The organism is Corynebacterium sp. LaCa78 (assembly GCF_046717505.1).
Lineage (GTDB): Bacteria > Actinomycetota > Actinomycetes > Mycobacteriales > Mycobacteriaceae > Corynebacterium.
Genome location: NZ_CP177112.1, coordinates 1,832,626 through 1,858,699, shown reverse-complemented (window position 1 = coordinate 1,858,699; position 26,074 = coordinate 1,832,626). Strand labels below are relative to the sequence as shown.

Sequence of the window (26,074 nt, the reverse complement as noted above, 5' to 3'; positions counted from 1 at the left end):
TCTCTCGGTGGCCGTCGCATTTTTAGATGGACACCCTGCGTGGACTAGAACCTTGCGTGGCTTCATCTTTAGCGTTGAATGGCTCAGTTGTGGGACTGCTGGGAGCGTATAGCGTTCTGGCGCGCGGAGATAGTGGCCGTGACCTCAGAGATAAAGCGCTCCGGGTGCTGAACTAACTGCTGCGGGGAGCACCGTATGACGATAAAGCCAGCATCGCGCAGGCGCTTGTCGCGGGACCGCTCAGCGTGGTCCCGCGGCTTCGTTGGTGCCGCGGTGGATGGGGCATCGGCAAGCGGCTGTATGGAGGTGGTAGTGTCATCGCCTGGTTCGGTGATGTCGATGACGTAGGTCTTATTGATGCAGAGCTCCGCGGTGATGCCGGGCAGGGCGGTGTAGTGGACCTCGAAAAACATCGGCCAGGGAAAATCCGCCTGGATGAGCAGGGCACGGGCAAAGGAAGCATAGGGGGAAGGGGAGGCGGCGCAGCTGTGGTGGATAGCTTCTCGCACGACGGCACTATTGCGTACCCTGCCCATCTGGGCGAATTCCTGACTAAGAGCTTTCTTCGTAATTCCTGCGCGCAGGGCAGAATCGGCGGCAATGAGGCCCTCGCGAAAACCGTGGAACCGGGCAATATCGATTACCGCCCGAGCCGGAGAAACGGTACGGGCGCCGTGTACCAGCATCGGTTCGGGTAATTTCGTTTTGCGGTAAATGCGTTCTGGATTGCGCCGGTCCTTATTAGGCAAAGAGTTATGGGGAAGGGCCATTTCCACCTTTTCTTCGGCGGAGGCAAGCACCCATAGCCCGTGGACGCGGGCGGCGGATTTGGAAATGAGCACCGCGGTATAGGCGCTGCGGGCGGCGGCAATGGCGCGCAGGCGCAGCTGAGAGGACAGGTTCAGGCTGTGGTAATGTTCGCGGTGCACCGCGATGCGGGGTGCGAGTTTGAGGTAGGTGCCGTTATCGAGTTCGTGCCAGAAGGTGGGATGGTTGTGCCGGATGGACGGAATATTAGTTAATGCTTGGTTCATGCCCTCGAGCACATACGAGGAGCATGATGCCCGCTACCCGAATGCGCGCAGGCTGTGGAGTTCTCGTTGAATCTTCACTAAGTGTTAATCATGATTCCCCAGTGGCGCCACGAGCTCAAGTTATCCACACCTGCGATAACAATGGGTTGCGTGACTGAGTTCGATTAGTACGAATCGATGACCAAGCTAGCTGCATGCTCGCGCAAGTAGTCCCGAAGGTAGGGCAGGGCAAAGTCTACTTGGCCACTGGCTGGTATTTCGATTAGTTCCGAGTCAAGCAAGCGGCGCCGGTAATTGGATGCATATTGCGAACTTTTTCCTAGGCGGGCCGTGATATCACTCATGGATGAGGGGCCATTGTCTTGAGCCATGTGGAGCAGGAATGTCCGATCGATGGGGGAAAGCTCCGCTAGGGCGGGCTCATGGACTAGCTGCCCTAGCTTTCGTCGCGCTTTGGAAATGCCTTCCTGCGCAGCTTCCACCGAAATCGTATTGTCTGTTCGGTGGCGGAAAGCCCATAGGCCGACGAGCTGAATCATAAAGGGATATCCCTGGCAAGCGGTTACGGCAGAATTCAGTGCGTCCTTGTCCCAATTAACCTCTGTTTCTTCTACGGGAGCATTGAGTGCCTTCCGGACGTCCGTATCCGGCACTCGGTCCAATTCAATGCGGTTCGCACGGCGAAGAAAAGTGACAGGATTAGAGTCATCTTGGCTAGCCAAAAGCGGTTTAATTGAGGATGGGATTCCTGCCATGACTACAGCAATATTTTCCCCTTCTCGCACGAGGTGCTGGATGGTAGCTCCAAAATCGATGACCTCATCACTGCGCTGGTGGTGCATTTCATCCAAAGTAATGAGCACCCCAGTGGGCTCGCTGTGGGAAATCCGGTCTAGTTCCCGCTGCGCATGGAGGAGGTCTTTCAAGGCCCTTCTTAAGGGGTAGGTTTCCGCGGATAATGTTCTTGAATCCCATTCCATGCCGATGCCCAATTGGAAAAGGTGCAGGTTGAAACCTTTTAGCGCTGCCCGGTTGAGGTGAAGGGTATTAATAATTTCAGCACGGAGCCGTTCCGCAAAACCGGCAGATGCCGTGTCATTAAGGATGCGCCACCCGCGATCTGACGCGGTGTCTTCGAAGGCATTGAGCAATACCGTCTTGCCGATACCGCGCGGACCCACGACGAGGGAAATGCGTTCATGGGATCCGGGGCCATCGTCCAAGGCATAAGCAAACTCCTCGATGGAGTCTTTACGGCCAGCCAGGTAGGGAGGCGTGGCCCCAAGCGTGGCGGTAAACGGATTCTTCCGGGTGGTCATAGTCCAAGTGTAAAACACTGCGCTTGTGTACGCTTGTTTATCTTTTGAATTTTGTTTATAAAACTATTAGGCATCGAAACCAACGGGGACGGTTGGTTTCGATGAGGACGCTATACCGCTGGGGGAGGGGTGACCTTGTCCAGCTGCTCGGTAATCTGCGGCCACAGCTGGCCCATGATGTCATCCCAGGTAAGGATCCACACGGCCTTGTCCTTATCTGCCTTGCCCACGACGACGAGCTGCTCATTGCGGGAGCGCATGTGATCCAGCGTCTTTTGCACGGTGGTGGCAGAAGAGACAGAAATCGGGGCGCGGGAGAATTCGAGGACTGGGGTATCGGGATCCGCCATGAGGGTATCGCGCACGTGCACCACGCGGGGGACGCGGGAATCCTTGGGGAAGACGAGCACGCGCATGATGTTCTTGCGCAGGACGAGCTCTTGGAGCTGTTCCACGGTGGCATCGGAAGGCAGGGGCACGACCTCTGAGCCGTGGGCGCGCGCCATGGCACCCACCGTGGAGTTCTCGAGCTCGATGACATCGGAAATTTGGTTGGCGGAATTATCGTCGAGCGCGCCGGTCTCGCGGGAGTGCTCGACCAAGGTGCGTAGCGTCTCGGCATCGTAGCCGGCGGCGCCGGCGCGGTCGACCGGTTCCTCGCCGGTCATGGCCACCAATTTATTGGCCATCGTGTTAATCCACTTCAGCAGCGGGCGGAAGACCCACACGAACCCGCGGGCGGGAATGGCAATGACCTGCAGGGCGGATTCTGGGTGGGCGATGGCCCAAGACTTAGGCGCCATTTCACCCAGCACCAGGTGCAGGAAGGTGACGATGAACAGCGCGAGGATGAAGCTGGCGACATCGGCAATGCCCAGCGGCAGGCCAAGGGCCTCTAGCGGGGTCATCAGAAGGTGATGGACCCACGGTTTGGTCACGGCACCGAGCACGAAGGTGGCGGCGGTAATGCCCAACTGCGCGCCAGCCAGCATGATGGTCAGCTCATTGAGCGAGCGCAGACCGGCGCGGGCGGTGCGCGAAGACTCCGCGTTTTCTTCGAGCCGGTTGCGGCGCGAACCCATGAGGGAGAACTCGATGACCACGAAGAAGCCGGATGCGGCGATGATGAGCAGCGTGACGATGAGGTTGAACCACCACGTATCGGTCATTATGCCTCCTCCTCTTCGTCATCGCTGTCGTGGACATAGTCCTCAATGAGCTCGATGGCCAGGGAGGATGGCACGTGGCGGTCCACGTCATCCACGCGCATGCGGATGGAGCGGGTGGGTGCTTCATCCTGATCCACCCAGTCATCCGGCTCTGCCTCCAAGGCGATGGTGTGGATTTCGCCCACCTCAGGCAGGGCACCGGCGTGCGCGATGAGCAGGCCGGCGATGGTTTCGAAATCGCCCTCTGGAAGATCGTGGCCAATGGCGCGCTCGATTTCATCCAGCGGGGTATCGCCATCGACCAGCCAGTGGGATTCGTCCTGCTCGGTAATTTCTTCGGTTTCCTCGATATCGTGCTCATCGGTGACATCGCCAAGAATCTCCTCGGCCAGGTCCTCCATGGTGACGATGCCGACGAATCCGCCGTACTCGTCGATGACGCAGGCCAGCTTTTGTTCTTCGCCGCGCAGTTCATCGACGACATCGGGAAGCGGCATAAGCTCCGGAACCACCAGGGGCTCGCGCATGATGGCGGTGGCGCTGGTGGCGGCAGGGAGATCGGAGCCCAGGACATCGAAAAGATGCACCACGCCGATGGGATTGTGCTCATCATCGATGACGGGGTAGCGCGTATGGTTCTCAGACATCAATTCGCGCACCTCGCCCAGGGTGGTGCCAGGATCAATGACGTCCACGCGGGAGCGGGGGATCATGGCGTGCTCGACGTCGTGCTCGGGAAAGTCGAGCAAACGGTCCAAAACCATGTACGTGTCCTCATCCAAGACGCCGGTTTCGTGCGAGGAATCCACGATGGATTCGAGGTCATCGGCAGTAGCGGAAGAGTCGACGTCTTCTACCGGCTCGATGCGAAAGAGCTTCAAAATCGCATTGGAGGAATACTCGAAAAAGCGGATGAGCCAGCCGAAAATGCGCAGGTACCACTGCGTGGACGCGGCCAGGCGCAGCGCCGTTTTCATGGGCGCGGCGATGGTGTAGTTCTTAGGAAAAAGCTCCGCAAAGAGCATCGTGGCGATGGTGGAAATAAATAGCGCCGCGATGGTGCCGATAGCCACGGACACGCCGGTGGGAATTCCCACTCCGCCAAGCAGCACGCCAAGGCCCTGGCCCACCAGGGGCTCTGCCACATAACCAATAAGCAGGCCGGTAATGGTAATGCCGAGCTGCGCACCCGAAAGCATGAAGGAGGTGCGCTTGGTGATGTCCAGCGCGCGCTGGGCGGATTTATCACCTTCAGCGGCCATGGACCGCAATTGGGTGCGGTCCACGGACATGAATGAAAACTCTTGTGCCACGAAATAAGCGTTCGCGACGATGATGAGCCCGATGACGATAAAGCCTGCCAGGATCATCATAATAGCCGATAACATGAGTTACTCCCCACCGCCTATAAGGTGGCGGGGACATCGACTGGGAGGCTCCACTGAAGGTACCTTTCTATACGCGGGAAGTTGGCAATATACTACATGTTTAACACCCATTTCGGCCATTTTGTTCCCTGCCTATTAGAGTTTGATTCATGACTGAACCATTCGGGCTGTATATCCACGTTCCCTTTTGCGCCACCCGCTGCGGTTATTGCGATTTTAATACTTATACCCCCGGCGAGTTGGGCAGCCCGCGCGATCTCACCGGCCCTTACCTCGATGCCTTGAACAAGGAGCTGGAGATGGCGGCCACCCGCGTGGGGCGCACCGCGGATACGGTCTTCATCGGCGGCGGCACGCCCTCACTCCTGGGCGGGCAGGGCCTGAGCCGCATCCTGGATACGGTGCGCTCTACCTTTGGGCTTAGCCCAGGCGCCGAGGTCACCACCGAGTCCAACCCGGAGTCCACCTCGCCGGAGTACTTTGCCGCGCTTGCCGATGCCGGCTTTAACCGCATCAGCCTCGGCATGCAGTCCGCCTCGCACAGCGTGCTCCAAGTGCTCGAGCGCGCCCACACCCCCGGACGCGCCTTCGCCGCCGCGCGCGAGGCCCGGGAGGCAGGCTTCCAGCACGTCAACCTCGACATGATCTATGGCACGCCCACCGAAACCGACGATAACGTCCGCGAGACCTTGGACCGCGTGCTGGAGACCGGCGTCGACCACGTCAGCGCGTACTCGCTCATCGTAGAAGACGGCACGCGTATGGCCCGCAAGGTGAATAAGGGGCTGCTGCCCGCCCCGGATGAAGACGTGCTGGCCCGGCGCTATGAAATGATTTCTTCCACCCTCGAAGACGCCGGCTTCGAGTGGTACGAGGTCTCCAATTGGTCGCTGCCCGGCGGCGAATGCGAGCACAACCGCATCTATTGGGTGGACGGCAACTGGTGGGGCGCAGGTCCTGGTGCGCACTCCCACCTAGGCGACGAGCGCTTTTATAACGTCAAGCACCCTAGCCGCTATATCCAAACGCTAGGAAACGGCGAGCTGCCCATCAAAGACAGCGAAACCCTAACGGGTGCCGATCGCCACATGGAAAAGGTGATGCTGGGCCTGCGCCTGCGCGAGGGCATCCCAGAATCCTGGCTCGATGCCCACGCTGCCCCGGCATTGGAGGACTTCATCGACCGCGGCCTGCTCGAGCGCGCCGGCCAGCGCGTGCGAGTGACCAAGCCTGGGCGCCTGCTTGCCGATGGTATCGTCTCCGACCTCCTCATCGCCGAAGAGTCCTAGCCGCCGTCAGAAATTCCTTATATTTGCCCCTGAACCACCAAAACCCCTTATATTTGTCCCTGAACCACCAAAACCCCTTATTCGGCCTTATTCTTGTTAGACTTTGGGCATGGACGACGCACTCAACCCCTATACCCCAGGCTCTGGGCTTGCGCCGACGGTTCTTACGGGGCGAGACAAGGATTTACAAGCCTTCGATAACCTCATCAAGCGCGCGGAAAACGATCTTTTGGGACGCCCAATGCTGCTCATTGGTTTAAGGGGCGTGGGAAAAACAGTTTTATTGAATCAGCTTAAAACTCGTGCGGATCAAAACGACTGGCTGACGGTTAAAGTCGAGGCTTCCCAGGGAACACGAGGTCACGAAAGCGTCCGTAGAGCGATTGCGGATGGGCTGGCAAAAGCATCTCTTCGTTTTCGTGCGAAAATCAAAGTTAAAGAAAGCGCAGCGGCATTAACGCGGGCAGTTGCGGCTTTTAATGTTTCATTAGGGGCTGGCACGATTGATTTGGGTGTGGAGCCGAAAGAATTTCCACCTTTAACAGGAAATCTGGAACTTGATCTACAAGATGTGGTCTCTGCAACTGCGGAAGCATTGCGGAAAGAGAAAAGAGCGGTGGCGCTGTTCATTGATGAAATGCAAGATCTCGATGAAGAGATGCTCGAGGCCTTGATTTCTGCGCAGCACGAGGCAGGTCAAAATAGGCTCCCGTTTTATATCATCGGGGCTGGACTGCCGAGCCTTCCAGGAAAGGTGGCGCGTTCACGCTCTTACGCAGAGCGAATGTTTGAAATTCACAATATTGACCGTCTAGGAATGATGCCGGCACGGCTCGCTTTATCTGAACCTGCGGAACGCCAAGACGTGGAATTTCAGGATGATGCATTGGATCATCTCGTAGAAGTTAGCGGCCAGTATCCTTACTTTCTGCAAGAATTCGGTTCGCAGATTTGGAGAGTGGGACAGAGTTCTCCATTTTCGCTCAATCATGCGCAGCAGGCAGCACGGTTGGGCATCAACCAACTAGATTCTGGGTTCTTTCAAGCTCAGTGGGACCGGGCTACCCCTGCTGAAAGGGAATACCTGATCGCTATGGCGGAAATCGGGGGTGAATCCGCTGAGACCAAGGATATTGCTGAATTTTTGGATAAGGAAACCAGTAAATTGGGTCCAGTTCGAGCAAACCTTATTAATAAGGGGCTGATTTATTCACCCGAACATGGCAAGGTGCGATATACCGTCCCCAATTTTCAAGAATTTATTAAACGCCGTAGAGAATAGGAGCGCTGAGAAGTGTCTACCTCAACTGATGCCCGCCGCAAGGAGGTCCTGCGGGCCATCGTTGCGGATTACATTGCCTCCCAGGAACCCGTGGGCTCTAAAACGCTGGTAGAGCGCTACCGGCTGGGCGTTTCTTCCGCGACCATCCGCAATGACATGGCCGTGCTGGAATCGCAGGGGCTGATTTCGCAGCAGCATGCCAGTTCTGGGCGCGTTCCCACGCAGCAGGGGTACCGGCAGTTCGTTGATTCCCTGCACGAGGTCAAGCCGCTTTCTACCCCAGAGCGCAAAGCGATGCTGAGCTTCTTGGAAGGCGGGGTAGACCTCGAAGATGTCCTGCGCCGCTCCGTGCAGCTTTTGGCCCAGGTCACTGAGCAGGCGGCCGTGGTGCAGCTGCCCAATTTGAAGGTCTCGCGCGTCAAGCACTGCGAGGTCGTCACGTTGTCCCCGGTGCGGGTGCTGCTGGTGCTGATTACGGATAACGGCCGCGTGGATCAGCGCAACGTGGAACTAGATGAGGTCATCGACCAGGATCAGACGTATCGCCTGCGGGACATCGTCAATAATGCGCTGGTGGGCAAGACGCTTACTGATGCCTCCGTGGAGCTCGCCCACCTCGTCGATGACGCCCCGCTGGATATTCGCCACCACGTGCTCAAGGTGGCGACCACGCTCATTGAAACCTTGGTGGAACAGCCTTCCGATCGCTTGATTTTGGCGGGTACCTCGAACCTCACCCGCGTCGCGCGCGAATTTCCGGAAGGACTGCCCAAAATTATCGAAGCCCTGGAAGAACAGGTCGTCGTGTTGAAATTGCTGGCACGCGTGCCGGACTTAGGCAATGTTTCCGTGGTGATCGGGGACGAAAACGAAGAGGATCAACTGCGCGATGCCTCCGTCGTTGCCGCCGGGTATGGTTTTGGAACCGGGGGACAGGCGGCGACGCTAGGTGGCCTTGGAGTGGTGGGGCCGACGTTTATGGACTATTCGGGAACAATCTCTAAAGTCTCTGCTGTTGCACAATACGTGAGTGAAATTTTGGCCGGCGAGTAGTGCGAGTAGACTAGCCGGTCGCTACATAAATTTTTGCAAGGTAATACCAACAAAACGATCGAGAAGGAATATCTCTAACAGTGGCTCGTGACTATTACGGCATCCTCGGTGTTGATAAGGACGCAACGGACCAGGAAATTAAGAAGGCGTACCGCAAGCTGGCCCGCAAGTATCACCCGGATGTGAACCCGGATGATGAGGCAGCGGCGGAGAAATTCCGCGAGGCTTCGGTTGCCCAAGAAGTTTTGCTGGATCCACAAAAGCGCCAGATCGTCGACATGGGCGGCGACCCCATGGAGCAAGGCGCCGGTGCCGGCGGATTTAGCGGCTTTGGCGGCGGTGGCTTGGGCGATATCTTCGCCGAGTTCTTCGGCGGTGGCGCCGGCGGCGGATCCCGCGGGCCTAAGTCGCGTGTGCAGCCCGGCAACGATGCCCTCCTGCGCACCCGGATTACCCTGGAAGAAGCCTATACGGGCCTGAAGAAGAAGGTCACCGTCGATACCGCGGTGCTGTGTGACTCCTGCGGCGGCACCGGCTCGAACTCCAAGTCCAAGCCCGTTACCTGTGATAACTGCAACGGCATGGGTGAAATTCAGGAGATGCAGCGCAGCTTCTTGGGCAATGTGATGACCACCCGCCCGTGCCCGAAGTGCCAGGGCTTTGGCGAAATCATTGAGGATCCCTGCAACCAGTGCGCCGGCGATGGCCGCGTGAAAAAGCGCCGCGACCTTACGGTCTCCATCCCGGCTGGTATCAACGATGGCATGCGCATCCGTATGGCCTCCCAGGGCGAGGTCGGCCACGGCGGTGGCCCTGCCGGTGACCTCTACGTGGAGGTGCACACGCAAGAACATGAGGTCTTCCAGCGCAATGCGGATGACCTGAACGTCACCGTGCACGTGCCGATGATCGATGCTGCGCTGGGCACCAACTTCACCATCGATCAGCTCAACGGCGAGGAGCTCACCATCGATATCGAGCCGGGCACCCAGCCGGGCGAGTCCATCAAGGTGGAAGGCGCAGGCATGCCACGCCTGCGCACCGACGGTTACGGTAGCCTCTTTGCCCACGTGGACGTGGTCGTGCCCAAGGATCTGGACCGCAAGAGCCGCGAGGCGCTGGAAAAGATCCGCAATACCCGCGATGAGGGTGCCCGCGTGCGCACCGCCAGCGACGGGCAGGAAGACTCCTTCTTTACCCGCCTGCGCGATAAGTTCCGCCGCTAATGTCGTTGCCAGTCTTCATCCACCCAGATCTCTCCGCCGCCCAGGCCGGAGACAGCATCACGCTGTCTGGGCCCGAGGCGCGCCACGCCGTGACGGTCAAGCGAATGCAGCAGGGGGAGAAGCTGGCGCTTATCGATGGCACCGGTATCCGCCTCACCCTCACCGTCACCGAGACCTCGGGCAAGGATCACTTGACCGGCACCATCGAGTCCGTTACCCAGCTTCCGGAGCCGAATCCGCGGGTAACCGTGGTGCAGGCGATCCCCAAATCCGAGCGCGCCGAGCTAGCCGTTGACCTGGCTACACAGGCCGGGGCGGATGAGATCATCGCCTGGCAGGCGGATCGCTGCGTGGCCAAGTGGGACGGGAAGAAGGCGCCGAAGGCCGTCGTCAAATGGAAGGCCGCGGCCGAAGCGGCCGCAAAGCAATCCCGGCGAGACCGTATCCCGCAGGTTCGCGGCCCGCTGACTACCCGCCAATTGGTTGCGGAGCTGGCAGAGCACGCAGAATCCGCGAGCGTGTTAGTCCTGCACGAGGAAGCCACCGACTCTATCCGCGAGGTGGACTTGCGCGGCGAGGTCTTCCTCTTAGTCGGACCTGAGGGCGGCATCGGGGAAGAAGAGCTGACAACGCTGAGCGAGGTAGGAGCCGTGCCCATCAAATTAGGCCCGGAGGTTCTGCGCACCGCCAGCGCGGCGATGGTGGCCTTGGCGGCTATCGGCATGCGGACTGAGCGCTGGTAGCCTATTAGACGTGCCTATCATCACCAAGAAATGTGAGATCGATTCCGCGTATGTCAGCAGCGTTTTGGGCAGCGCGGACGATAACCTCCGCGTGCTCAATGACCGCCTCGATGCGGACCTTTTTGCCCGCGGCAATATTGTCACCGTCACCGGTCCCGATTACGAGGTAGCCCGCGCCGCGAAGATCCTCGATGAGCTCGAGGCCATCGCCAGGCGCGGCCATGCCGTATCTACCGATACGGTCAAGCACACCATGGACATGGTGGCCGTAGAGGCGCCGCAGTCGGTGGCAGCGGCGATGGCGGCGGACATCGTCAAGCGCCGCGGCAAGTCCATCCGCCCTAAGACCGTGGGGCAATCCGAATACGTGCAGGCCATCGACAATAATACGGTGGTCTTTGGCATTGGCCCGGCCGGTTCCGGCAAGACCTACCTGGCGGTGGCGAAGGCCGTCCAGGCGCTGCAAAATAAGCAGGTCTCGCGCATCATTCTTACCCGTCCGGCGGTTGAGGCGGGCGAAAACCTCGGCTTTTTGCCAGGCACGCTCAATGACAAGATCGACCCGTACCTGCGCCCGCTCTATGATGCGCTGCGGGACATGCTCGATCCGGAGATGATTCCCAAGCTGATGGATGCCGGCATCATCGAGGTTGCCCCGCTGGCGTATATGCGCGGGCGCACGCTCAATGATGCTTTTGTCATCCTCGATGAGGCGCAAAACACCACCCCGGCGCAGATGAAGATGTTTTTGACCCGCCTGGGCTTTGGCTCCACCATTGTGGTCACCGGCGATATCTCCCAGGTAGATCTGCCACGCGGGCAGGTATCTGGCCTGCGTATTGTGCGGCGAATTCTCAATAACGTGGACGATATCCACTTTGCGGATCTCAGCGCCCAGGACGTGGTGCGCCATCAGCTGGTGGGCCGCATCGTGGATGCCTATGATTCCTTTGACAATAAGCAGGCTGCGGAAAACGAGGGGAAATAAGTGAGTATCGAGTTTCTCAATGAGTCGGGTTTTGATGGCGTCAACGAGGAGATGCTGATCGATGTCGCCTCCTATTCCTTCGGCGCAATGGACATCAACCCCGATGCGGAATGCACCATTACCTGCGTGGACCTGAAGTCCATCGAGGATCTGCACATCCGCTGGATGGACTTGGAAGGCCCTACCGATGTAATGAGCTTTCCCATGGATGAACTTACCCCCGGTGCCACTTCTGGTGGCGGGCGCCCCGATGCCGCCGATCCGGGGCCTGCAATGCTTGGCGATATCGTCTTATGCCCCGAGTTCGCCCTCCGCCAGGCCGATGCCGCCGGGCATTCGCTCGGCCACGAGCTCGCGCTGTTGACGGTGCACGGCTGCTTGCACTTGCTGGGCTACGATCACGCCACCGCGGCGGAAGAAAAGGAAATGTTTGCCCGGCAGAATGAACTGCTGGCGGATTGGTACGATGACCTCGCCGCACGCGGGAAGAGCTACCAGCCAAAGCCCTCGGGCCCGAAGGCCTTCCCAGACGCTGCCGAGCGAGCACGCCTTGATGAGCAGGTACCGGGCGGCGGCATTCCCGCGATTGGGGAACCACGCGACGAGGAACCCCGAGAATAATTTCGCCCCTTCCTTTGTCTCTGTGCACAGTCAGTAGCACAATGGATAGCTATGACTATCCTTTCCATCCAGTCTCATGTCACCTACGGCCATGTGGGAAATTCCGCGGCCGTCTTTCCCCTCCAGCGCGCCGGCCACGAGGTGTGGCCCGTGCATACGGTGAATTTTTCCAACCACACCGGATACGGTGACTGGGGCGGGCCGATGATTCCAGCCAGTGATGTCACGTCGATCATCGATGGCATCGAAAAGCGCGGTGCTTTTGAAAACATCGACGCCATCCTTTCCGGCTACCAGGGCGGCTCCGACATTGCCGATGCCATCGTGGATACCGTCCGCCGCATCAAGGCCGTCAACCCCAAGGCGCTCTACGCCTGCGACCCCGTGATGGGTAATGCGAAGTCGGGCTGCTTCGTTTCCGATGACATCCCGCCGCTGCTACGTGACCGCGTAGTACCCGTTGCCGATATCATCACTCCCAACCAATTCGAGCTGGGCTACCTCACCGATACCGAGGTCAGCACCTTGGACCAGACCTTGGCGGCGGTGAAGAAGGCGCAGGAAATGGGGCCGAAGACGGTACTGGTTACCTCCGTCAAGCGCCCGGAAACCCCTGCGGATCAGATCGAGATGCTCGCCGTGGACGGTGAGCGCGCATTCTTGCTCTCGACCCCGCTGTTGCCGTTTAAGCGCAACGGTTCCGGCGACGTGACCGCCGCGCTGTTTACCGGCCACTACGTTGAAACCCATGACGTGAAAGAAGCGCTGCGCCGCACCGCATCTTCCGTCTACGAGCTTCTGCGTACGACGTATGAAGCGGAATCCACTGAGCTGCAGCTTATTCAAGCTCAGGACGCCTTCGCCCACCCGAGTATGCAATTCCAGGCGGAGGAGCTCTAAAGCTGCACTGGTGGAGTGGTGTGGTCTGCAATCCGAGACAAGTAATCCGCTGTTTTGGTGCATAACTTGCTGAATACCTATAAAGTGATAGGTGTAACGTAATCAACGACGTGATTGGAGTCCCGTCTTGTCCAGCACCGGAAGTATCAGCGCATCCCCCGACGGCCTGTTGATGGCCCTTATTCAATACCCAGTTCCCGTAGTCAATTCCCCGGAAGACGTTCAAGCAAACGTCGATGAAATCTGCCGCATGGTGGCCTCGACCAAGGCTGGCTACCCAGACCTAGATCTCATCGTCTTTCCGGAATACTCCTCTTCGGGCCTGAACACCAAGATTTGGTCCTACGATGAATTCCTCATCGGCCTCGATGACCCCAAGGTGGACCAGTACAAGCAGGCTTGTAAGGATAACGACGTCTGGGGCGTCTTCTCCATCATGGAACCCAACCACGAAGAGGGGAAGCCCCCGTTCAACACGGCGATTATCATCAACTCCGATGGCGAGATTGCGCTGCACTACCGCAAGCTGCAGCCATGGACCCCCATCGAGCCGTGGTACCCGGGCGACTTGGGGATGCCGGTATGCGATGGCCCGAAGGGGTCCAAGCTCGCGGTCAATATTTGCCACGACGGCATGTTCCCTGAGCTCGCCCGCGAAGCCGCCTATAAGGGCGCCAATGTCTACATCCGCATCTCGGGCTATTCCACCCAAACCCAAGACCAGTGGATCATGACCAACAAGACCAACGCCTTCCAGAACCTCATGTACACGGCATCGGTGAACTTGGCGGGCTATGACCAAGTCTTCTACTACTTCGGTGAAGGCAATGTCTGCAACTATGACGGCCACATGATTTCTGAGGGCCACCGCAACCCGGGCGAAATCGTTACTGCAGAGGTATTCCCAGCGCTGGCTGATAAGGCGCGCATCAACTGGGGCCTCGAAAACAACATCTTCAACCTGGGCAATCGCGGCTACGTTGGCTACCCAGGCGGAAAGACCGAAAACTACCTCACCTGGGTAGAAGACCTTGCCAAGGGCGAGTACAAACTACCGTGGTCCGATGATGTCCGCATCAAGGACGGCTGGAAGTACTACCCGGACGGACCGCAGCTTGGCCCGCTTCCGGATGAATTCAAGAAATAGACACCCGGCTAAATCTCTTAGCTATTGAAGGCCCCGCACCCTCGTTTATTTTGAGGGTGCGGGGCCTTCGGGCTGGTGTTGGCCTAGAGGGAAAATCAAAAGGTCAGGGTCCTCGGGTATATCTGAGCGCGATTTGCTACATTTCAGGCGCGAATATGCTCAGTTGTTGCAGTGGACCTGTAGCATCTGCGAAAAGGTAGACGGGATACAGGTTCGAGGCACCGCTCTAGAGGCCTTCCCCTTGTGTTTCCGAGGGCGTTCCCGCGAGAGAATCTTCGTCATAGAATTCTGACGAGGCTCCACCCTGCGGCGGTCCCGAATATGGAGCGCCGCCGTTGCAAAGTTCTGGCCACTCGTCTGGATAAAGCAAGTATCCATTAAGGCCACCGCATACTCCTTCTGCGCTCACGGAACGCTGGAGTGCAGGGGTATTGCACAGTTCAGTTTGGTGCGAAGAGCCATCAGAAAATCTCCCGACTGCGCCAAGGCCCATTTCGCAGTACAACAGCTCTGGCTCAGCGGCTGCCGCTTGTGGTTGTGCGCCTGACTCCTCAGTTGCTACTTGGGCTTCTGGCTCTGCTGGGGTTTCGGAGGTGGGCTCTTGAGTAGTGGATTGTGCAACGTTGCTCGAAGAGGACGCACTAGATGAGCTGGATGATGAACTAGTAGAAGTACTTGTGGATTCCTCTTCGGAAGGCGAAGGGCCAGCATCAGGGGATGAACAGGCACTAATGGAAATGGTGAGAAGAGCGCCCAGGAGCAGTAGGGGAAACTCGGTTGGCATGGCGGAGTGCCTTTCAGGAAGCGGTGAGAAATACACCGAGGAGGAGAGAACGGTCTTAGCTTAGCCTGCAGATTTGTTAGCGCGTGAAACAATCGGAGATTTTGGTGCGGTGGGTTATCATTGCAGGTAATGAGTTCTGACATTGATACACAGTTTGATGCGGCATTCGAGGGCCTGCCAGATGACCCCGATGATGCTGCTCCGGAAGCCGCCGGGGAGAAGGCAGCTCCGTTAGATTATTCGCAGTACACGGATACCCCAGAAGGATTCCGCTCTGGATTCGTATCCTTTGTGGGCCGCCCGAATACGGGTAAATCCACGCTGACCAACGCGCTGGTGGGCCAAAAGATCGCCATTACCGCGGACCAGCCGGAAACGACCCGCCACACCATCCGCGGTCTGGTTCACCGCGAGGACGCACAGGTCGTCGTGGTGGATACACCGGGTCTGCACCGCCCCCGCACCTTGTTGGGCGAGCGGCTTAATGAAGTGGTTAAAGAAACGTATGCGGATGTGGATGTCATCGGCTTGACCATTCCTGCTGATGAGAAGATCGGTCCGGGTGACCGGTGGATCCTGGATAATGTGCGCTCGATTGCGCCGAAGACCCCCATCATCGGCATCGTGACCAAGCTGGATAAAGCCTCTAAGGACCAGGTGGGCGCGCAGCTTTTGGCCTTGCACGAGCTCTTGGCGCAAGAAGATCCGGAGGCCGTGGTGATTCCGGTTTCTAGTAAAAAGGGCGTGCAACTGGATGACTTGGTGCAGGTCATCGTGGAGCACTTGCCGGAGGGCCCGAAGTTCTACCCGGATGATCACATCACGGATGAGGGGCAAGAAAAGCGCATCGAAGAACTCATCCGTGAGGCTGCGCTCTCTGGCCTGAAGGCAGAGCTACCACACTCGGTTGCGGTGCAGATTGATGAAATGCTGCCTTCGCGCACGCGTGAGGGAGTGCTGGATATTCACGCCATCATGTACTTGGAGCGTCAAGGGCAAAAGCGGATCATCGAGGGTAAAGATGGCCTGCGTTTCCGCCGCATCGTGGGCAATGCCCGCAAGGAAATCATGGAGCTACTGGGCCAGAACGTGTACCTGGATCTGCGCATCAAGGTGCTGAAGAACTGGCAATCTGATGCCAAGTCGCTGGGCAGGCTCGGGTTCTAAAAGGCCATGCGCGAAAATTATCGCGACCGCGCCGTGGTCATTCGCTCCTATGATTTTGGGGAAGCCGACTGCGTCATCGTACTGCTCACCCAAAACCATGGGTTGGTGCGTGCGGTGGCCAAGGGCGTGCGCCGGGCAAAATCCCGCTTTGGATCGCGGCTGCAGCTCTTCGTCAATTTGGATGTTCAGCTGTATGTGGGAAAGAACCTGGCCACGATTTCCCAGGCAGATACGGTAAATTATTTTGGCGCGCGCCTCATTGAAGACTACGAGCGCTATACGGCCGCCTGCGCGGTCTTGGAATCGGCGGAGCGGCTCATCTACGCGGATGGCGACGGCGACCCGTACCTCTACAACGCAGGCGTAGCTGCGCTCGAGCAATTGCAAACCGATGAGCCGACACAAACGCTTGATGCGTTCTTATTGCAGGCCATGGCGCATGCCGGATGGGCGCCGAGCCTCTTTGATTGCGCCCAGTGCCAGCGCCCCGGCCCGCACCACGCCTTTCACCCGGCCGTCGGCGGCGCCGCTTGCCACGAATGCCGGCCGCCAGGTGCTGCGGAGGTGGATCCGGAAACCCTGCACCACTTGTGGCTTTTGGCACACGGCTACCCGACGGACCCGACGAATGCGCAGCGGCAGGAGGGGCATCGGCTAGCGCGGGCGCACCTGCAGTGGCACATGGAGCGAAATGTGTCCGCATTACAGGTGATGGAACAGTAAACTGTAGTCCGTGATTACCCCAGATCCTTCTCGCCGCCTGACCCCGCCGACTATCCCGGAAGAGCTGCTGCCGCGCCATATTGCGTTGGTGATGGACGGCAATGGCCGCTGGGCCCAGGAAAAGGGCATGAAACGCACGGAAGGCCACCGCAGGGGAGAGGCGGTGCTTCTCGATGTCGTCGATGCCTGCCTCGCCGCCGGTGTCCCGTACCTTTCGGCCTATGCGTTTTCTACTGAAAATTGGCGGCGCAGCCCGGAAGAGGTGCGCTTTTTGATGGGCTTTAACCGCGATGTGCTGCGTCGGCAGCGAGAGTGGCTCAATGAGCGTGGCGTACGCGTGGTGTGGGTGGGCCGACGCCCGCGCCTGTGGCGTTCGGTAATTAAAGAGCTCGAGACCGCCGAAGAATTGACCAAAAATAATACGAAAATGACGCTGGCCATGTGCGTGAATTACGGCGGCCGGGCGGAAATGGTCGATGGCGTGCGCCAGATTGCGGAAAAGGTCGCCGCTGGTGAGATTCGCCCGCGCGATATTAAAGAAAGCACCGTCGCAGAGCATCTTTATGATCCCGGTATGCCGGACGTGGACCTATTCTTGCGGCCTTCCGGTGAGAAGCGCACTTCGAACTTCCTATTGTGGCAGTCTGCCTACGCTGAGATGATTTATCAGGACAAGCTATTTCCTGATTTCACCCCAGAGGATCTCTTTGCCGCTATTGAGGAATATGCCCGCCGCGATCGCCGCTTCGGTGCCGTGAAGTAGGGAAATAGGGGATTAAAAACAGCGCGCGTGATTATTGTGCGGCGGCGCACTGCGAGCACACGCCGAAGATCTCCGCGTCGTGGCCGGTAAGCTCGAAGTTGTACTCGGTAGCTACGGCCGAAGCCCACTTTTCAATGGGGCCACCATCGATTTCTTCGGTGCGGCCGCATTTGGTGCATACCAAGTGGTGGTGGTGCGCGTCGGTTTCGCAATGGCGGTACAGGGTCTCGCCATTGGGCATGTGTAGCGCATCTACGGCATCAATATCGGACAGAGACTGTAGGGTGCGGTAGACGGTGGTGAGGCCGACCTTTTCTTGCCGCTCTTGGAGCTGGTGATAAATTTCCTTGGCGGAGGCGAACTTGTCGATGTCCCGCAGGACCTCAACAACCGCGGTGCGCTGTTTAGTATTGCGCGAGCCGAGCTTGGGGATACTCTCATGAATGGACATGACATTCATATTATCAACTCTTTTTCAACAAGCGCTATAATAAATCGTCTTTATATGCAGACCTGTTATTAAGAGGCGATTTTCGCCGCGTCTTCCAAAAGGGTTAAAACCTCCGGTGCGACCAGAGAGTAGGTCACCTCGCGCCCATTGCGTTCAGAGCTGACAATCCCTGCCTACTTAAGTACTCGCAGGTGCTGGCTAATCAGTGGCTGAGACTTGCCAGTGGCTTTTACCAGCTCGTGTACGTAATGGTCGCGCTCCGCTAGGCGGGTAATAATGGAAATGCGCAGCGGGGAATCGAGGGCCGCGATAACGCTTGCGGCCGCAGAGTTATTAAATGCTAATTGAACGGTCGTCATAGGGAGTGGGCACCTTCAATACGGTATCTATTATCTGTCGACCACTACTATATTACCTCAAGTTGGTCATTACCTGTACATTAACCGATTTAAATTTGCACCCCCCTGATCGCACTACGGATGGGCGAAAAGGGTTAAACTGAATGAGATTGTCACGACTGTCCCCTACCAGAGGAGTCCTTTACAACCATGGCATCCCTTATCGATACCGTTGTTAATCTGTGTAAACGCCGCGGCTTGGTCTACCAGGCGGGTGAGATTTACGGCGGTTCCCGCTCCGCATGGGACTATGGTCCTCTCGGTGTGGAGTTGAAGGAAAACATCAAGCGCCAGTGGTGGCGCCACATGGTCCAATCTCGCCCCGACGTCGTGGGTGTGGATACCTCCGTCATCCAGCCGCGCCAGGTGTGGGTCTCCTCCGGCCACGTGGAGGTCTTTACTGATCCCCTGGTGGAATCCCGCCACACTGGTAAGCGCTACCGCGCCGACCACTTGATCGAGGCCTACGAGGAAAAGCACGGCCACGAGCCAGAAAACGGCCTAGCGGATATCAACGATCCGGAAACCGGCCAGCCGGGTGACTGGACCGAGCCGAAGGCCTTTTCTGGCCTGCTGAAGACCTTCCTGGGGCCAGTCGATGACGAGCAGGGCCTGCACTACTTGCGCCCGGAGACCGCACAGGGCATTTTCATCAACTTCAAGAACGTGATGACCTCCTCGCGCATGAAGCCGCCATTCGGCATTGCCAATATTGGTAAGTCCTTCCGCAACGAGATCACCCCTGGTAACTTCATCTTCCGCACCCGCGAGTTCGAGCAGATGGAGATGGAGTTCTTCGTCAAGCCGGGCGAGGACGAAGAATGGCACCAGTACTGGATCGATGACCGCTACAAGTGGTACACCGACCTGGGCATCAAGGAAGAAAACCTGCGCCTGTACGAGCACCCCAAGGAAAAGCTCTCGCACTACTCCAAGCGCACCGTGGATGTGGAGTACGCCTTCGGCTTCAAGGGCTCCAAGTGGGGCGAGCTGGAAGGTGTGGCCAACCGCACCGACTATGACCTGTCCGTCCACGATAAGGGCTCTGGCGAGGACCTGTCCTACTATGACCAGGCCAATGACGAGCGCTGGATTCCGTACGTCATCGAGCCGGCCGCCGGCCTGGGCCGTTCCATGATGGCGTTCCTGGTAGATGCCTACGACGAGGAAGAGGCGCCGAACGCTAAGGGCGGCACCGACAAGCGCGTGGTTCTGCGCTTGGACCGCCGCTTGGCGCCCATCAAGGTCGCCGTCCTGCCGTTGTCCAAGAAGGAGGAGCTGTCCACCCCGGCCCGCGAGCTCGCGGATAAGCTGCGCGCCTACTGGAACGTGGACTTTGACGTCTCCGGCGCCATCGGCCGCCGCTACCGCCGCCAAGACGAGGTCGGTACGCCATTCTGCGTCACCTTCGACTTCGATTCGCTCGAGGATAACGCCGTGACCGTGCGCGAGCGCGACACCATGGAGCAAGAGCGCGTAAAGATTGAGGATCTTGAGTCCTACCTCTCCGCGCGCCTGATTGGATGCTAAGCAGATGCACTACACCAGCTGGGATCGCTCCGACCGCGAAAAGCCCGTCCTCCTCGCTGAGGAAGGGCCGGAGCGCCTAGGCGTCTTTGCGGAGCATTCCGCCGAGGTGGACGGCAATTTTTGGCGCGTTGAGGTCAGCGATCTGGGCGCTTCGGTCACGCTTGATGATGGCTCCGTCTACCGCCTCGCCGGCCGCCTCGGCCGCGATAAGCGGCTGGAGGCCTCGCTCAATGGCCGCACCTTTCATTACGTCAATGAAAATAGCGGCGATTGGATCATTGATGACGTCGATGACAACAAGGTGGCACAGTTTTCCGCCAAGAATTCTGGTGTGCGCAAGGCCATCTTGGAATTCGAAGACGATGCGGAGGGTCTAAGCACCGCCGAGATCGCCGGCCTGAGCTGGTTCACCCGCGCAATTTTGGAAAAGAACACCAAAAATTCCGCGTTGGTATGGATCATCACGCTGGTGTTGGCCTCCATCGTTGCCCTGCTGGCGGTGCTCATCTTCTAATGGCGGGAACGATGCCGTGGCAGTGGAACGGAAATACCCTGCGCGACGTACGCGGAACCGACATCGCCTGGGTGCGAGATGGAGTACTGACCATTGCCGGCGCGCCTTCCGGGGATCCCGCACGCCCCGATATGCTTTTTGACGTGGAGACGTCTTTGGACGGTGCAACCGCCTCCCCGCGTTTTTTCCTGCGGGCCCGGCCGCGTGCCAGCCGCGGCGCGGATTCCGGTGCCGTGAAGCATAGTGAAGTCTCGCAGGCGGGATTGACCGTCACGCGCCTGCGCGCGACCTGCGGAGATGCCCACTACCTTTTGGAGCGCTCCGCCATCTTTGGCAAGCAGCGCCGCATCGTGGCCCTTGCCGAAGATGGTAGCGCGGAGGGCACCGAAGTTGCGCGCCTTACCCCGCGGGGCAATGGCCTGGAAGTCGCGGCCTCTGATAACAATGGCCTTCCGGACGTGGATGCGGTGGTGCTGAGCTATAGCTGCCTGCTTGTCGATGCCACACCGCGCATCGTGCGCGGCTAAGCGCCAACAAAGCAGGCCTTCTGCGCCGCGGTTAAGGGGAGCCCCGCTTAGAAGGAGCCGCCGCGGAAACCGCCTCCGCCACCGCCGCCGGAGAATCCTCCTCCGCCGCCACCGAAGCTGCCGCCGCCTCCGCTGAAACCACCGCCGAAGCCGCGGCCACCGCCGCCCAAGATTTGGCCTAAGACCATACCGGTGATGATATTGCCGGCCGCAGAACTCGTCTGCTGGCGTTGTTGCTGGCGGCGGTACTCATCGGAATCATCCTTGGCCCGTTGCAAGGCGGCTTGCGCTGCGGCAACGGCTTCGCGGGAGGATTGCAGAGCGCCGCGGATATCGCTGCGCTGGGTGTGCAGGGCTTGGGCGTGGAGACGCTTGGCATCGGCAAGCGCGGTGCGGGCGCCGGAACCAACGATGCGCCCGCGCGAGGAAATGAGATCCTCGGCGGCCTGAATATTGGATTCCGCCACCGACATTTGCTGGTGGAAAAGCTCGAGCTGGCGCGCGTGAGTGGAGGTCTTTTCCCGCACGCGGTCGAGGCCCTCATCAAGCTCGGTATCGATGCTCATAAGGGCGGTGTGCTGGCCCAAGGGATCCGTATCGCCCTGTTGCTTGGCGTCAGTGACCGCGGCAGAGGCGCGCTTAAGCAGCTCCTCGAGGGCCTCCCAATCCGCCTGGGTTCCCTGGGATTTGCCTTGGCGCTCCAGTTCGCGGGCTTCCTCGGCTTCGCCCTCGACCTCGGTAATGAGCGCGCCCAGATTGCGGCGCGCGGAGGAAATATTCTCCTCGGCGTGCTCTACACCGGTCAGGAGCCTATCGGTGACCTCCGTGGCATGCTCGATATCGCGGATAAGCCCCACGAGCGAACCCTGTTGGCCGGCAGGCTGACCTTGCACCTCGCGGGCTTGGTCCAGGAGCTTTTCCGCCTCATCGAGGGAGGCGCTCGCCAATTCTGGGTTATCCGCAATGGAGGATAGGACCTCTGCGGAGTAGTCCTCTTGGAGCTTTTTCAGGGTACCTTCGGCGCCCGGCAGGCGGGTGCGCAGCCCGACGGTGCGCTGGGTGAGCTCGTCTAACTTAGAGTCGCTTTGCAGCAGCAGGTCTCGCATCCGGGCAAACTCTTCTGCCTGGCTATCTAGGGCGTCATCGGCTTGGCCGCAGGTAGAGACGATTTCTACCAACATTTGCCGGCGCTCGGCCTGGGACTCCGGAACTGCATCATCGAGGCGCTGGCGAATCTTGAAGGCCTTTTGCAGGGTAGAGGTGGAATGATTCATCGCCTTGGTAAACGGGCGGGTGCGCTCGGGCCCGAATTCAGACAGGGCGATATTGAGCTCTTCCTTGCCGCGGCGGATGGATTCATCCGTGGAGACCAACTCTTCCTGGGCCAATTTATCCAAGGTATCTAGCGGTAGCCGGTTTAATTGATCGGTATCTTCTGGCGCAATTTCGCGGGCGGACTCTAATGTCTTAGCCTGATTCTTCTTCGTGCTGCGGCGCGAGTAGTACCAAATGCCACCGCCTGCAGCGACGATGGCGGCGGCGCCACCGCCCAGCCAGGCCATGCCAGAAGAATCGGAGGAGCTGGAGTTACCAAGGGCGGCATCGGCGAGTGCGATCGCAGAAGCGCCGTATTCCTCGGCGGAGAGCTTGCTATAGGCGGCATCGTACATCTGATCCAGGCGGCCTTCGGGCCATTGATCGCCGGTCTGCACGCCCACCTGGCGCTCGTTCACACCAACGACATAGGCCGCGGAATTCGGGCCCTTCTCGTTGACGATGTTGCGCGCATAGCTCTCCGGATCAGTGCCTAGATCGTTTGCGAAGACAACGAAGATGATGAGCGACTGGTCTTTTTGTAGCTGGGTAATCTTCTCATTGATCTCCCTAATTTCCTCGGTGTTTAAGACCCCTGCCTCATCATTTACCCTATCCGTCACCGCCGCCGTATCCGGGGCTTGGGCGATGGTAGTGGTCTCCGCGGCTAAGGCCTGGCCTGCGCCAATGGAGGTGCAGCCGAGCAAAAATGCCGCGATGGTAGCGCGGCCGATTCGTGCACTAAGATTCATGCCCACAACTCTACCTGCCCGAACGCCCAATCCGGAGAACCTCCTTCGCAGGAAGTAGGGTGGGAAGTATTGTGAAATATGTCGTTGTTTTAGGCACCGCGCAATACGATGGCCGCCCCTCCCGCATCCTAACCGGGCGTCTGCGCCATGCCGGGGAGCTGGCCACCTCCCGCGGCCTGCCCGTTATAACCGTCGGCGGCCAGCTGCCCGGGGATCGATTTACCGAGGCCGGGGTCGCGCGCGATTACCTGCGCGAGAACTTCCCTGGGCTGCAGGTATCCGCCGTGGAGGAAGGACTCGATACGCGCGAGTCCTTAGCAGCAGTTATCGATGCCCACGGCATTGCCGATGCCATCATCGTCACCGATCCCTTGCACAGGTTGCGCACGTGGGTCATCGCCAAGCAGGAAGGGCTCAACGCTCAAGTTTCTGGCACACCCTATTATCCCGCTCGGCGCTTGTCCAAGCCTTGGTGGCGCTACCTCGCACACGAATGCGGCGGGCTGTTTTATATTGGGCTCGCCAGCAGTGTTTCTCCCCAGTGCGCGCGTGCCTGGAAAAGGCGCCTGTACCGCATCGAGCTGATGCTGCGGCCGAATCAGAAGCTGCGGCACGAAACGATGCAAAATAAAGACGCAGACCGCACGCAGGGGGAATAGACTAAAACGCCGTGTCTTACTCTTATGCTGCAGCTGATTTTGCCCGGCTGGCCGAAGAACGGCCCAAGGGATCCACGATTAGCGATATTGAAGAACACCGCGGGGTATTCTCCCGCGACCGCGCCCGCGTTTTGCACTCGGCTGCTCTGCGGCGATTGGCGGATAAAACTCAGGTCGTAGGCCCACGCGATGGCGATACCCCGCGCACCCGGCTTACCCACTCGCTCGAGGTCGGCCAGATCGCCCGCGGCATCGGCGCAGGCCTCGGACTCGATCCGGATCTCTGTGACATGGCCGGGCTCACCCACGATATCGGCCACCCGCCCTATGGCCACAACGGCGAAAATGCCCTTAATGAGGTCGCGCAGGGCGGTTTCGAGGGAAATGCGCAAACCCTGCGCATCCTCACGCGGCTCGAACCCAAGGTCTTAGTCGAGGACGCCGATGGCACCGCCTACAGCTTTGGCCTCAACCTCACCCGGGCCGCGCTCGATGGTGCGTGCAAATATCCCTGGACCAAGACCAATCCGGATGGCACCATCAACCGCAAATACGGCGCTTATGATGAGGACGCTGACCTTTTAGCGTGGCTGCGCGAAGGCCATAGCGATAAGCGAAAGTGCATCGAAGCCCAGGTCATGGACTGGTCCGATGATATTGCCTATTCCGTGCACGATGTGGAAGACGGCATCATCTCCCAGCGCATTTCCTTGAACGTGCTGTGGGATTTGGTGGAGCTAGCCCACCTTGCAGAAAAGGGCGCCGAGGCCTTTGGCGGAACTGCCGATGAGCTCTTGGAAGCCGCCGATAGCCTGCGCAACCTCGATGTCATCAACGCTCTTGGGAATTTCGACTACACCCTGCGCGATTATGCCAAGCTGAAAAAGATGACCTCTGAGCTGGTGGGACGCTATGTGGGCGCCACCATCGGTGCCACCTCGGAGGCGAATGCCGAACTTATCAGTGCCAATACGCTCGGCCGCATGCACGGTGACCTGCACGTTCCGCCCTTGGCGCAGGCAGAGGTCAAGCTCCTCAAGACGATTGCTGTGCTTTATGTAATGGATGAACCAGCGCACCTAGCGCGCCAAGACCGCCAGCGCGAACGCATCTACCGCGTCTACGACTACCTCGTTGCCGGTGCGCCCGGTTCGCTCGATGCCACTTTCCGCCTGTGGTGGGAGCAGGCCGATACCGACGCCGCTCGCGACCGCGCCATCATTGATCAGATCGCTTCCATGACCGAATCCCGCCTCGAGCGGCTTGCCCGCCGAAGCGCTGACCTTTCGGGGTTCTTGGACTAGTAGCTATGCAGGCCGTGGGGCTCCTTCGGAGGAACTTCGGCGCTGGTGTTCGCGAAAAGTGCAACCTCTGCTGCTATTTTTGAGGCGGAAAAGTGATATCTGAGGGCGCGCAATGCTCAGTTATTGCAGTGGACCTATAGCATCGCGGAATGTCAGCATCTGCAGAGTAGCTATTAGCGTGCGAGCCTAACGCCTTCATCCTGGGCGATGGCCGCGATGGCCGCGAAGTCATCCAATTCCATTTCCATGTTGGCTGCGACGATGGTGGAGACCTCATTCTCGCGTAGGAATTTAGCTAGATCCTCTAGGCTGCGCGGGCCACAATCCACGCAACCATGGGTGCGTCCTAAGGCATTGAAGAAATCCGTACGGGTACGGATGGGTTCCGTAATTAAAATGCGGTGCACTATTAGTCCTCTGCGTCCGGGATAGAACAGAATGTTTGGTAATGGTCGTCGGTGTAGTACCACACATCGGGGTCGGTTTCGGTGCCGCCGCCGGTGACGATGCGCCTCGAACCGCGATGGTTACTGCCAGGGGTTTCTACCGTGTACTCGCGGTAGTAGTCCTGCGCCTGCTTGGGGAGGACGCCTTCATAATTGCCAAAATGGGAATTGTCATTGTCGGGGTAGTCATAGGGGCCACCGGCGAGAATATCGCCTGCGGTTTCTTCGGCCTCGCTGGGAAGGGAAGAAATAGCGCAGGTCTCATCCGTCGACGTTGCATCCTCATCACCGCCGAGGTCGAAGCCGAAGTAGCTAGCACCTGCGACGATGGCGAGTCCACCAAGGGCCACTGGAAGCGATTTCTTAGACGCTTTGGACTTGGACATGCTCCCTATTGTTGCAGGAAATATCTCGAAAACATAAACGTCCACCGTGTCAAGGCCAATATTCAAAATTGCCCCGTCACGGGGGTGGGAATACCCGGGGAGAGGCCGCCACACATGTGGGTAAAACACGGTGATTCTGTGTACTTGTTGAGTGGCACCGCCCAATGCGACCATCCTGGCTTTGGCAGTTAAGCATC

At 58.8% G+C, this 26,074-nt stretch carries 25 protein-coding genes and 1 pseudogene; 17 read left to right on the top strand and 9 right to left on the bottom strand.

Annotated elements, in window-relative coordinates:
• Nucleotides 1-83: 83 nt before the first annotated feature.
• From ACLI1O_RS08925 to ACLI1O_RS08910, 4 genes are all read right to left on the bottom strand, one after another.
• On the bottom strand, nt 84-1,034 hold the full coding sequence (locus ACLI1O_RS08925; RefSeq protein ID WP_239268630.1) for a hypothetical protein: 951 nt from the start codon (nt 1,032-1,034) through the stop codon (nt 84-86).
• 164 nt (nt 1,035-1,198) lie between these two features.
• Nucleotides 1,199-2,353 (bottom strand): ATP-binding protein, encoded by a 1,155-nt coding sequence (locus tag ACLI1O_RS08920; protein ID WP_239268629.1) that lies wholly within the window; start codon nt 2,351-2,353, stop codon nt 1,199-1,201.
• 110 nt (nt 2,354-2,463) lie between these two features.
• Nucleotides 2,464-3,522 (bottom strand): CNNM domain-containing protein, encoded by a 1,059-nt coding sequence (locus ACLI1O_RS08915; RefSeq protein WP_239268627.1) that lies wholly within the window; start codon nt 3,520-3,522, stop codon nt 2,464-2,466.
• On the bottom strand, nt 3,522-4,910 hold the full coding sequence (locus tag ACLI1O_RS08910; protein WP_239268625.1) for a hemolysin family protein: 1,389 nt from the start codon (nt 4,908-4,910) through the stop codon (nt 3,522-3,524). The genes ACLI1O_RS08915 and ACLI1O_RS08910 overlap by 1 nt, the downstream gene beginning before the upstream one ends.
• A gap of 149 nt (nt 4,911-5,059) precedes the next feature.
• Here ACLI1O_RS08910 and hemW point away from each other — a divergent pair, with 149 nt between their 5' ends.
• From hemW to ACLI1O_RS08850, 12 genes are all read left to right on the top strand, one after another.
• Nucleotides 5,060-6,199 carry a radical SAM family heme chaperone HemW gene (hemW, locus tag ACLI1O_RS08905; RefSeq protein ID WP_239275175.1) on the top strand — a complete coding sequence of 380 codons (1,140 nt, stop codon included), beginning with the start codon at nt 5,060-5,062 and terminating at the stop codon, nt 6,197-6,199.
• Nucleotides 6,200-6,308: 109 nt separating this feature from the next.
• Nucleotides 6,309-7,481, top strand: a complete 1,173-nt coding sequence (locus ACLI1O_RS08900) for an ATP-binding protein (protein ID WP_239268621.1) — start codon at nt 6,309-6,311, stop codon at nt 7,479-7,481.
• A gap of 12 nt (nt 7,482-7,493) precedes the next feature.
• Complete coding sequence (gene hrcA, locus ACLI1O_RS08895; RefSeq protein ID WP_239268619.1) at nt 7,494-8,534, top strand: heat-inducible transcriptional repressor HrcA; 1,041 nt, start codon at nt 7,494-7,496, stop codon at nt 8,532-8,534.
• Nucleotides 8,535-8,614: 80 nt separating this feature from the next.
• On the top strand, nt 8,615-9,760 hold the full coding sequence (dnaJ, locus tag ACLI1O_RS08890) for a molecular chaperone DnaJ (RefSeq protein WP_239268618.1): 1,146 nt from the start codon (nt 8,615-8,617) through the stop codon (nt 9,758-9,760).
• Nucleotides 9,760-10,503 (top strand): 16S rRNA (uracil(1498)-N(3))-methyltransferase, encoded by a 744-nt coding sequence (locus ACLI1O_RS08885; RefSeq protein ID WP_239268617.1) that lies wholly within the window; start codon nt 9,760-9,762, stop codon nt 10,501-10,503. Before dnaJ ends, ACLI1O_RS08885 begins: the two co-directional genes overlap by 1 nt.
• A 10-nt stretch (nt 10,504-10,513) precedes the next feature.
• On the top strand, nt 10,514-11,491 hold the full coding sequence (locus tag ACLI1O_RS08880) for a PhoH family protein (protein ID WP_005284200.1): 978 nt from the start codon (nt 10,514-10,516) through the stop codon (nt 11,489-11,491).
• A complete protein-coding gene (gene ybeY / locus ACLI1O_RS08875) occupies nt 11,492-12,112 on the top strand; it encodes an rRNA maturation RNase YbeY (protein ID WP_239268616.1) in 621 nt (206 codons plus the stop codon). It abuts the gene before it with no gap.
• 51 nt (nt 12,113-12,163) lie between these two features.
• Nucleotides 12,164-13,012 carry a pyridoxal kinase PdxY gene (gene pdxY / locus ACLI1O_RS08870; protein ID WP_284771590.1) on the top strand — a complete coding sequence of 283 codons (849 nt, stop codon included), beginning with the start codon at nt 12,164-12,166 and terminating at the stop codon, nt 13,010-13,012.
• A 127-nt stretch (nt 13,013-13,139) separates the two neighbouring features.
• Entirely contained in the window at nt 13,140-14,159 is a 1,020-nt protein-coding gene (locus tag ACLI1O_RS08865; RefSeq protein ID WP_023023423.1) for a formamidase, read from the top strand.
• Nucleotides 14,160-15,072: 913 nt separating this feature from the next.
• Nucleotides 15,073-16,110, top strand: a complete 1,038-nt coding sequence (era, locus tag ACLI1O_RS08860) for a GTPase Era (protein ID WP_023023416.1) — start codon at nt 15,073-15,075, stop codon at nt 16,108-16,110.
• A gap of 6 nt (nt 16,111-16,116) precedes the next feature.
• Nucleotides 16,117-16,833, top strand: a complete 717-nt coding sequence (gene recO / locus ACLI1O_RS08855; protein WP_239268613.1) for a DNA repair protein RecO — start codon at nt 16,117-16,119, stop codon at nt 16,831-16,833.
• 10 nt (nt 16,834-16,843) lie between these two features.
• Nucleotides 16,844-17,596, top strand: coding sequence for an isoprenyl transferase (locus ACLI1O_RS08850; RefSeq protein ID WP_239268611.1), 753 nt, complete (start codon nt 16,844-16,846; stop codon nt 17,594-17,596).
• Nucleotides 17,597-17,627: 31 nt separating this feature from the next.
• On the opposite strand, the gene ACLI1O_RS08845 is transcribed toward ACLI1O_RS08850, so the two are convergent.
• Together ACLI1O_RS08845 and ACLI1O_RS08840 are read right to left on the bottom strand one after the other, a co-directional pair.
• Nucleotides 17,628-18,047, bottom strand: coding sequence for a Fur family transcriptional regulator (locus tag ACLI1O_RS08845; RefSeq protein WP_370657781.1), 420 nt, complete (start codon nt 18,045-18,047; stop codon nt 17,628-17,630).
• 68 nt (nt 18,048-18,115) lie between these two features.
• Nucleotides 18,116-18,406: pseudogene (locus ACLI1O_RS08840) on the bottom strand (ArsR/SmtB family transcription factor).
• Between the two features lie 189 nt (nt 18,407-18,595).
• Here ACLI1O_RS08840 and ACLI1O_RS08835 point away from each other — a divergent pair.
• Genes ACLI1O_RS08835 through ACLI1O_RS08825 form a run of 3 tightly spaced genes read left to right on the top strand, consistent with a single transcriptional unit; the run spans nt 18,596 to nt 21,016 of the window.
• Entirely contained in the window at nt 18,596-19,975 is a 1,380-nt protein-coding gene (locus ACLI1O_RS08835; RefSeq protein WP_239268607.1) for a glycine--tRNA ligase, read from the top strand.
• A gap of 4 nt (nt 19,976-19,979) precedes the next feature.
• A complete protein-coding gene (locus ACLI1O_RS08830; protein WP_239268605.1) occupies nt 19,980-20,489 on the top strand; it encodes a hypothetical protein in 510 nt (169 codons plus the stop codon).
• Complete coding sequence (locus ACLI1O_RS08825; RefSeq protein ID WP_411706817.1) at nt 20,489-21,016, top strand: hypothetical protein; 528 nt, start codon at nt 20,489-20,491, stop codon at nt 21,014-21,016. The genes ACLI1O_RS08830 and ACLI1O_RS08825 overlap by 1 nt, the downstream gene beginning before the upstream one ends.
• Before the next feature lie 47 nt (nt 21,017-21,063).
• Here the strand turns inward: ACLI1O_RS08825 and ACLI1O_RS08820 are convergent, their stop codons facing one another.
• On the bottom strand, nt 21,064-23,082 hold the full coding sequence (locus ACLI1O_RS08820) for a TPM domain-containing protein (RefSeq protein ID WP_239268601.1): 2,019 nt from the start codon (nt 23,080-23,082) through the stop codon (nt 21,064-21,066).
• Between the two features lie 71 nt (nt 23,083-23,153).
• On the opposite strand from ACLI1O_RS08820, the gene ACLI1O_RS08815 reads away from it, so the two are divergent.
• Entirely contained in the window at nt 23,154-23,741 is a 588-nt protein-coding gene (locus ACLI1O_RS08815; RefSeq protein WP_239268599.1) for a YdcF family protein, read from the top strand.
• An 11-nt stretch (nt 23,742-23,752) separates the two neighbouring features.
• Nucleotides 23,753-25,045, top strand: a complete 1,293-nt coding sequence (locus tag ACLI1O_RS08810; RefSeq protein ID WP_239268597.1) for a deoxyguanosinetriphosphate triphosphohydrolase — start codon at nt 23,753-23,755, stop codon at nt 25,043-25,045.
• A gap of 173 nt (nt 25,046-25,218) precedes the next feature.
• On the opposite strand, the gene ACLI1O_RS08805 is transcribed toward ACLI1O_RS08810, so the two are convergent.
• Both ACLI1O_RS08805 and ACLI1O_RS08800 read right to left on the bottom strand, forming a co-directional pair.
• The gene (locus ACLI1O_RS08805; RefSeq protein ID WP_005284161.1) at nt 25,219-25,452 is read right to left on the bottom strand and encodes a hypothetical protein; all 234 of its coding nucleotides are present in this window, start codon (nt 25,450-25,452) and stop codon (nt 25,219-25,221) included.
• A gap of 2 nt (nt 25,453-25,454) precedes the next feature.
• On the bottom strand, nt 25,455-25,877 hold the full coding sequence (locus tag ACLI1O_RS08800; protein WP_239268595.1) for a ribonuclease domain-containing protein: 423 nt from the start codon (nt 25,875-25,877) through the stop codon (nt 25,455-25,457).
• Nucleotides 25,878-26,074 lie beyond the last annotated feature (197 nt).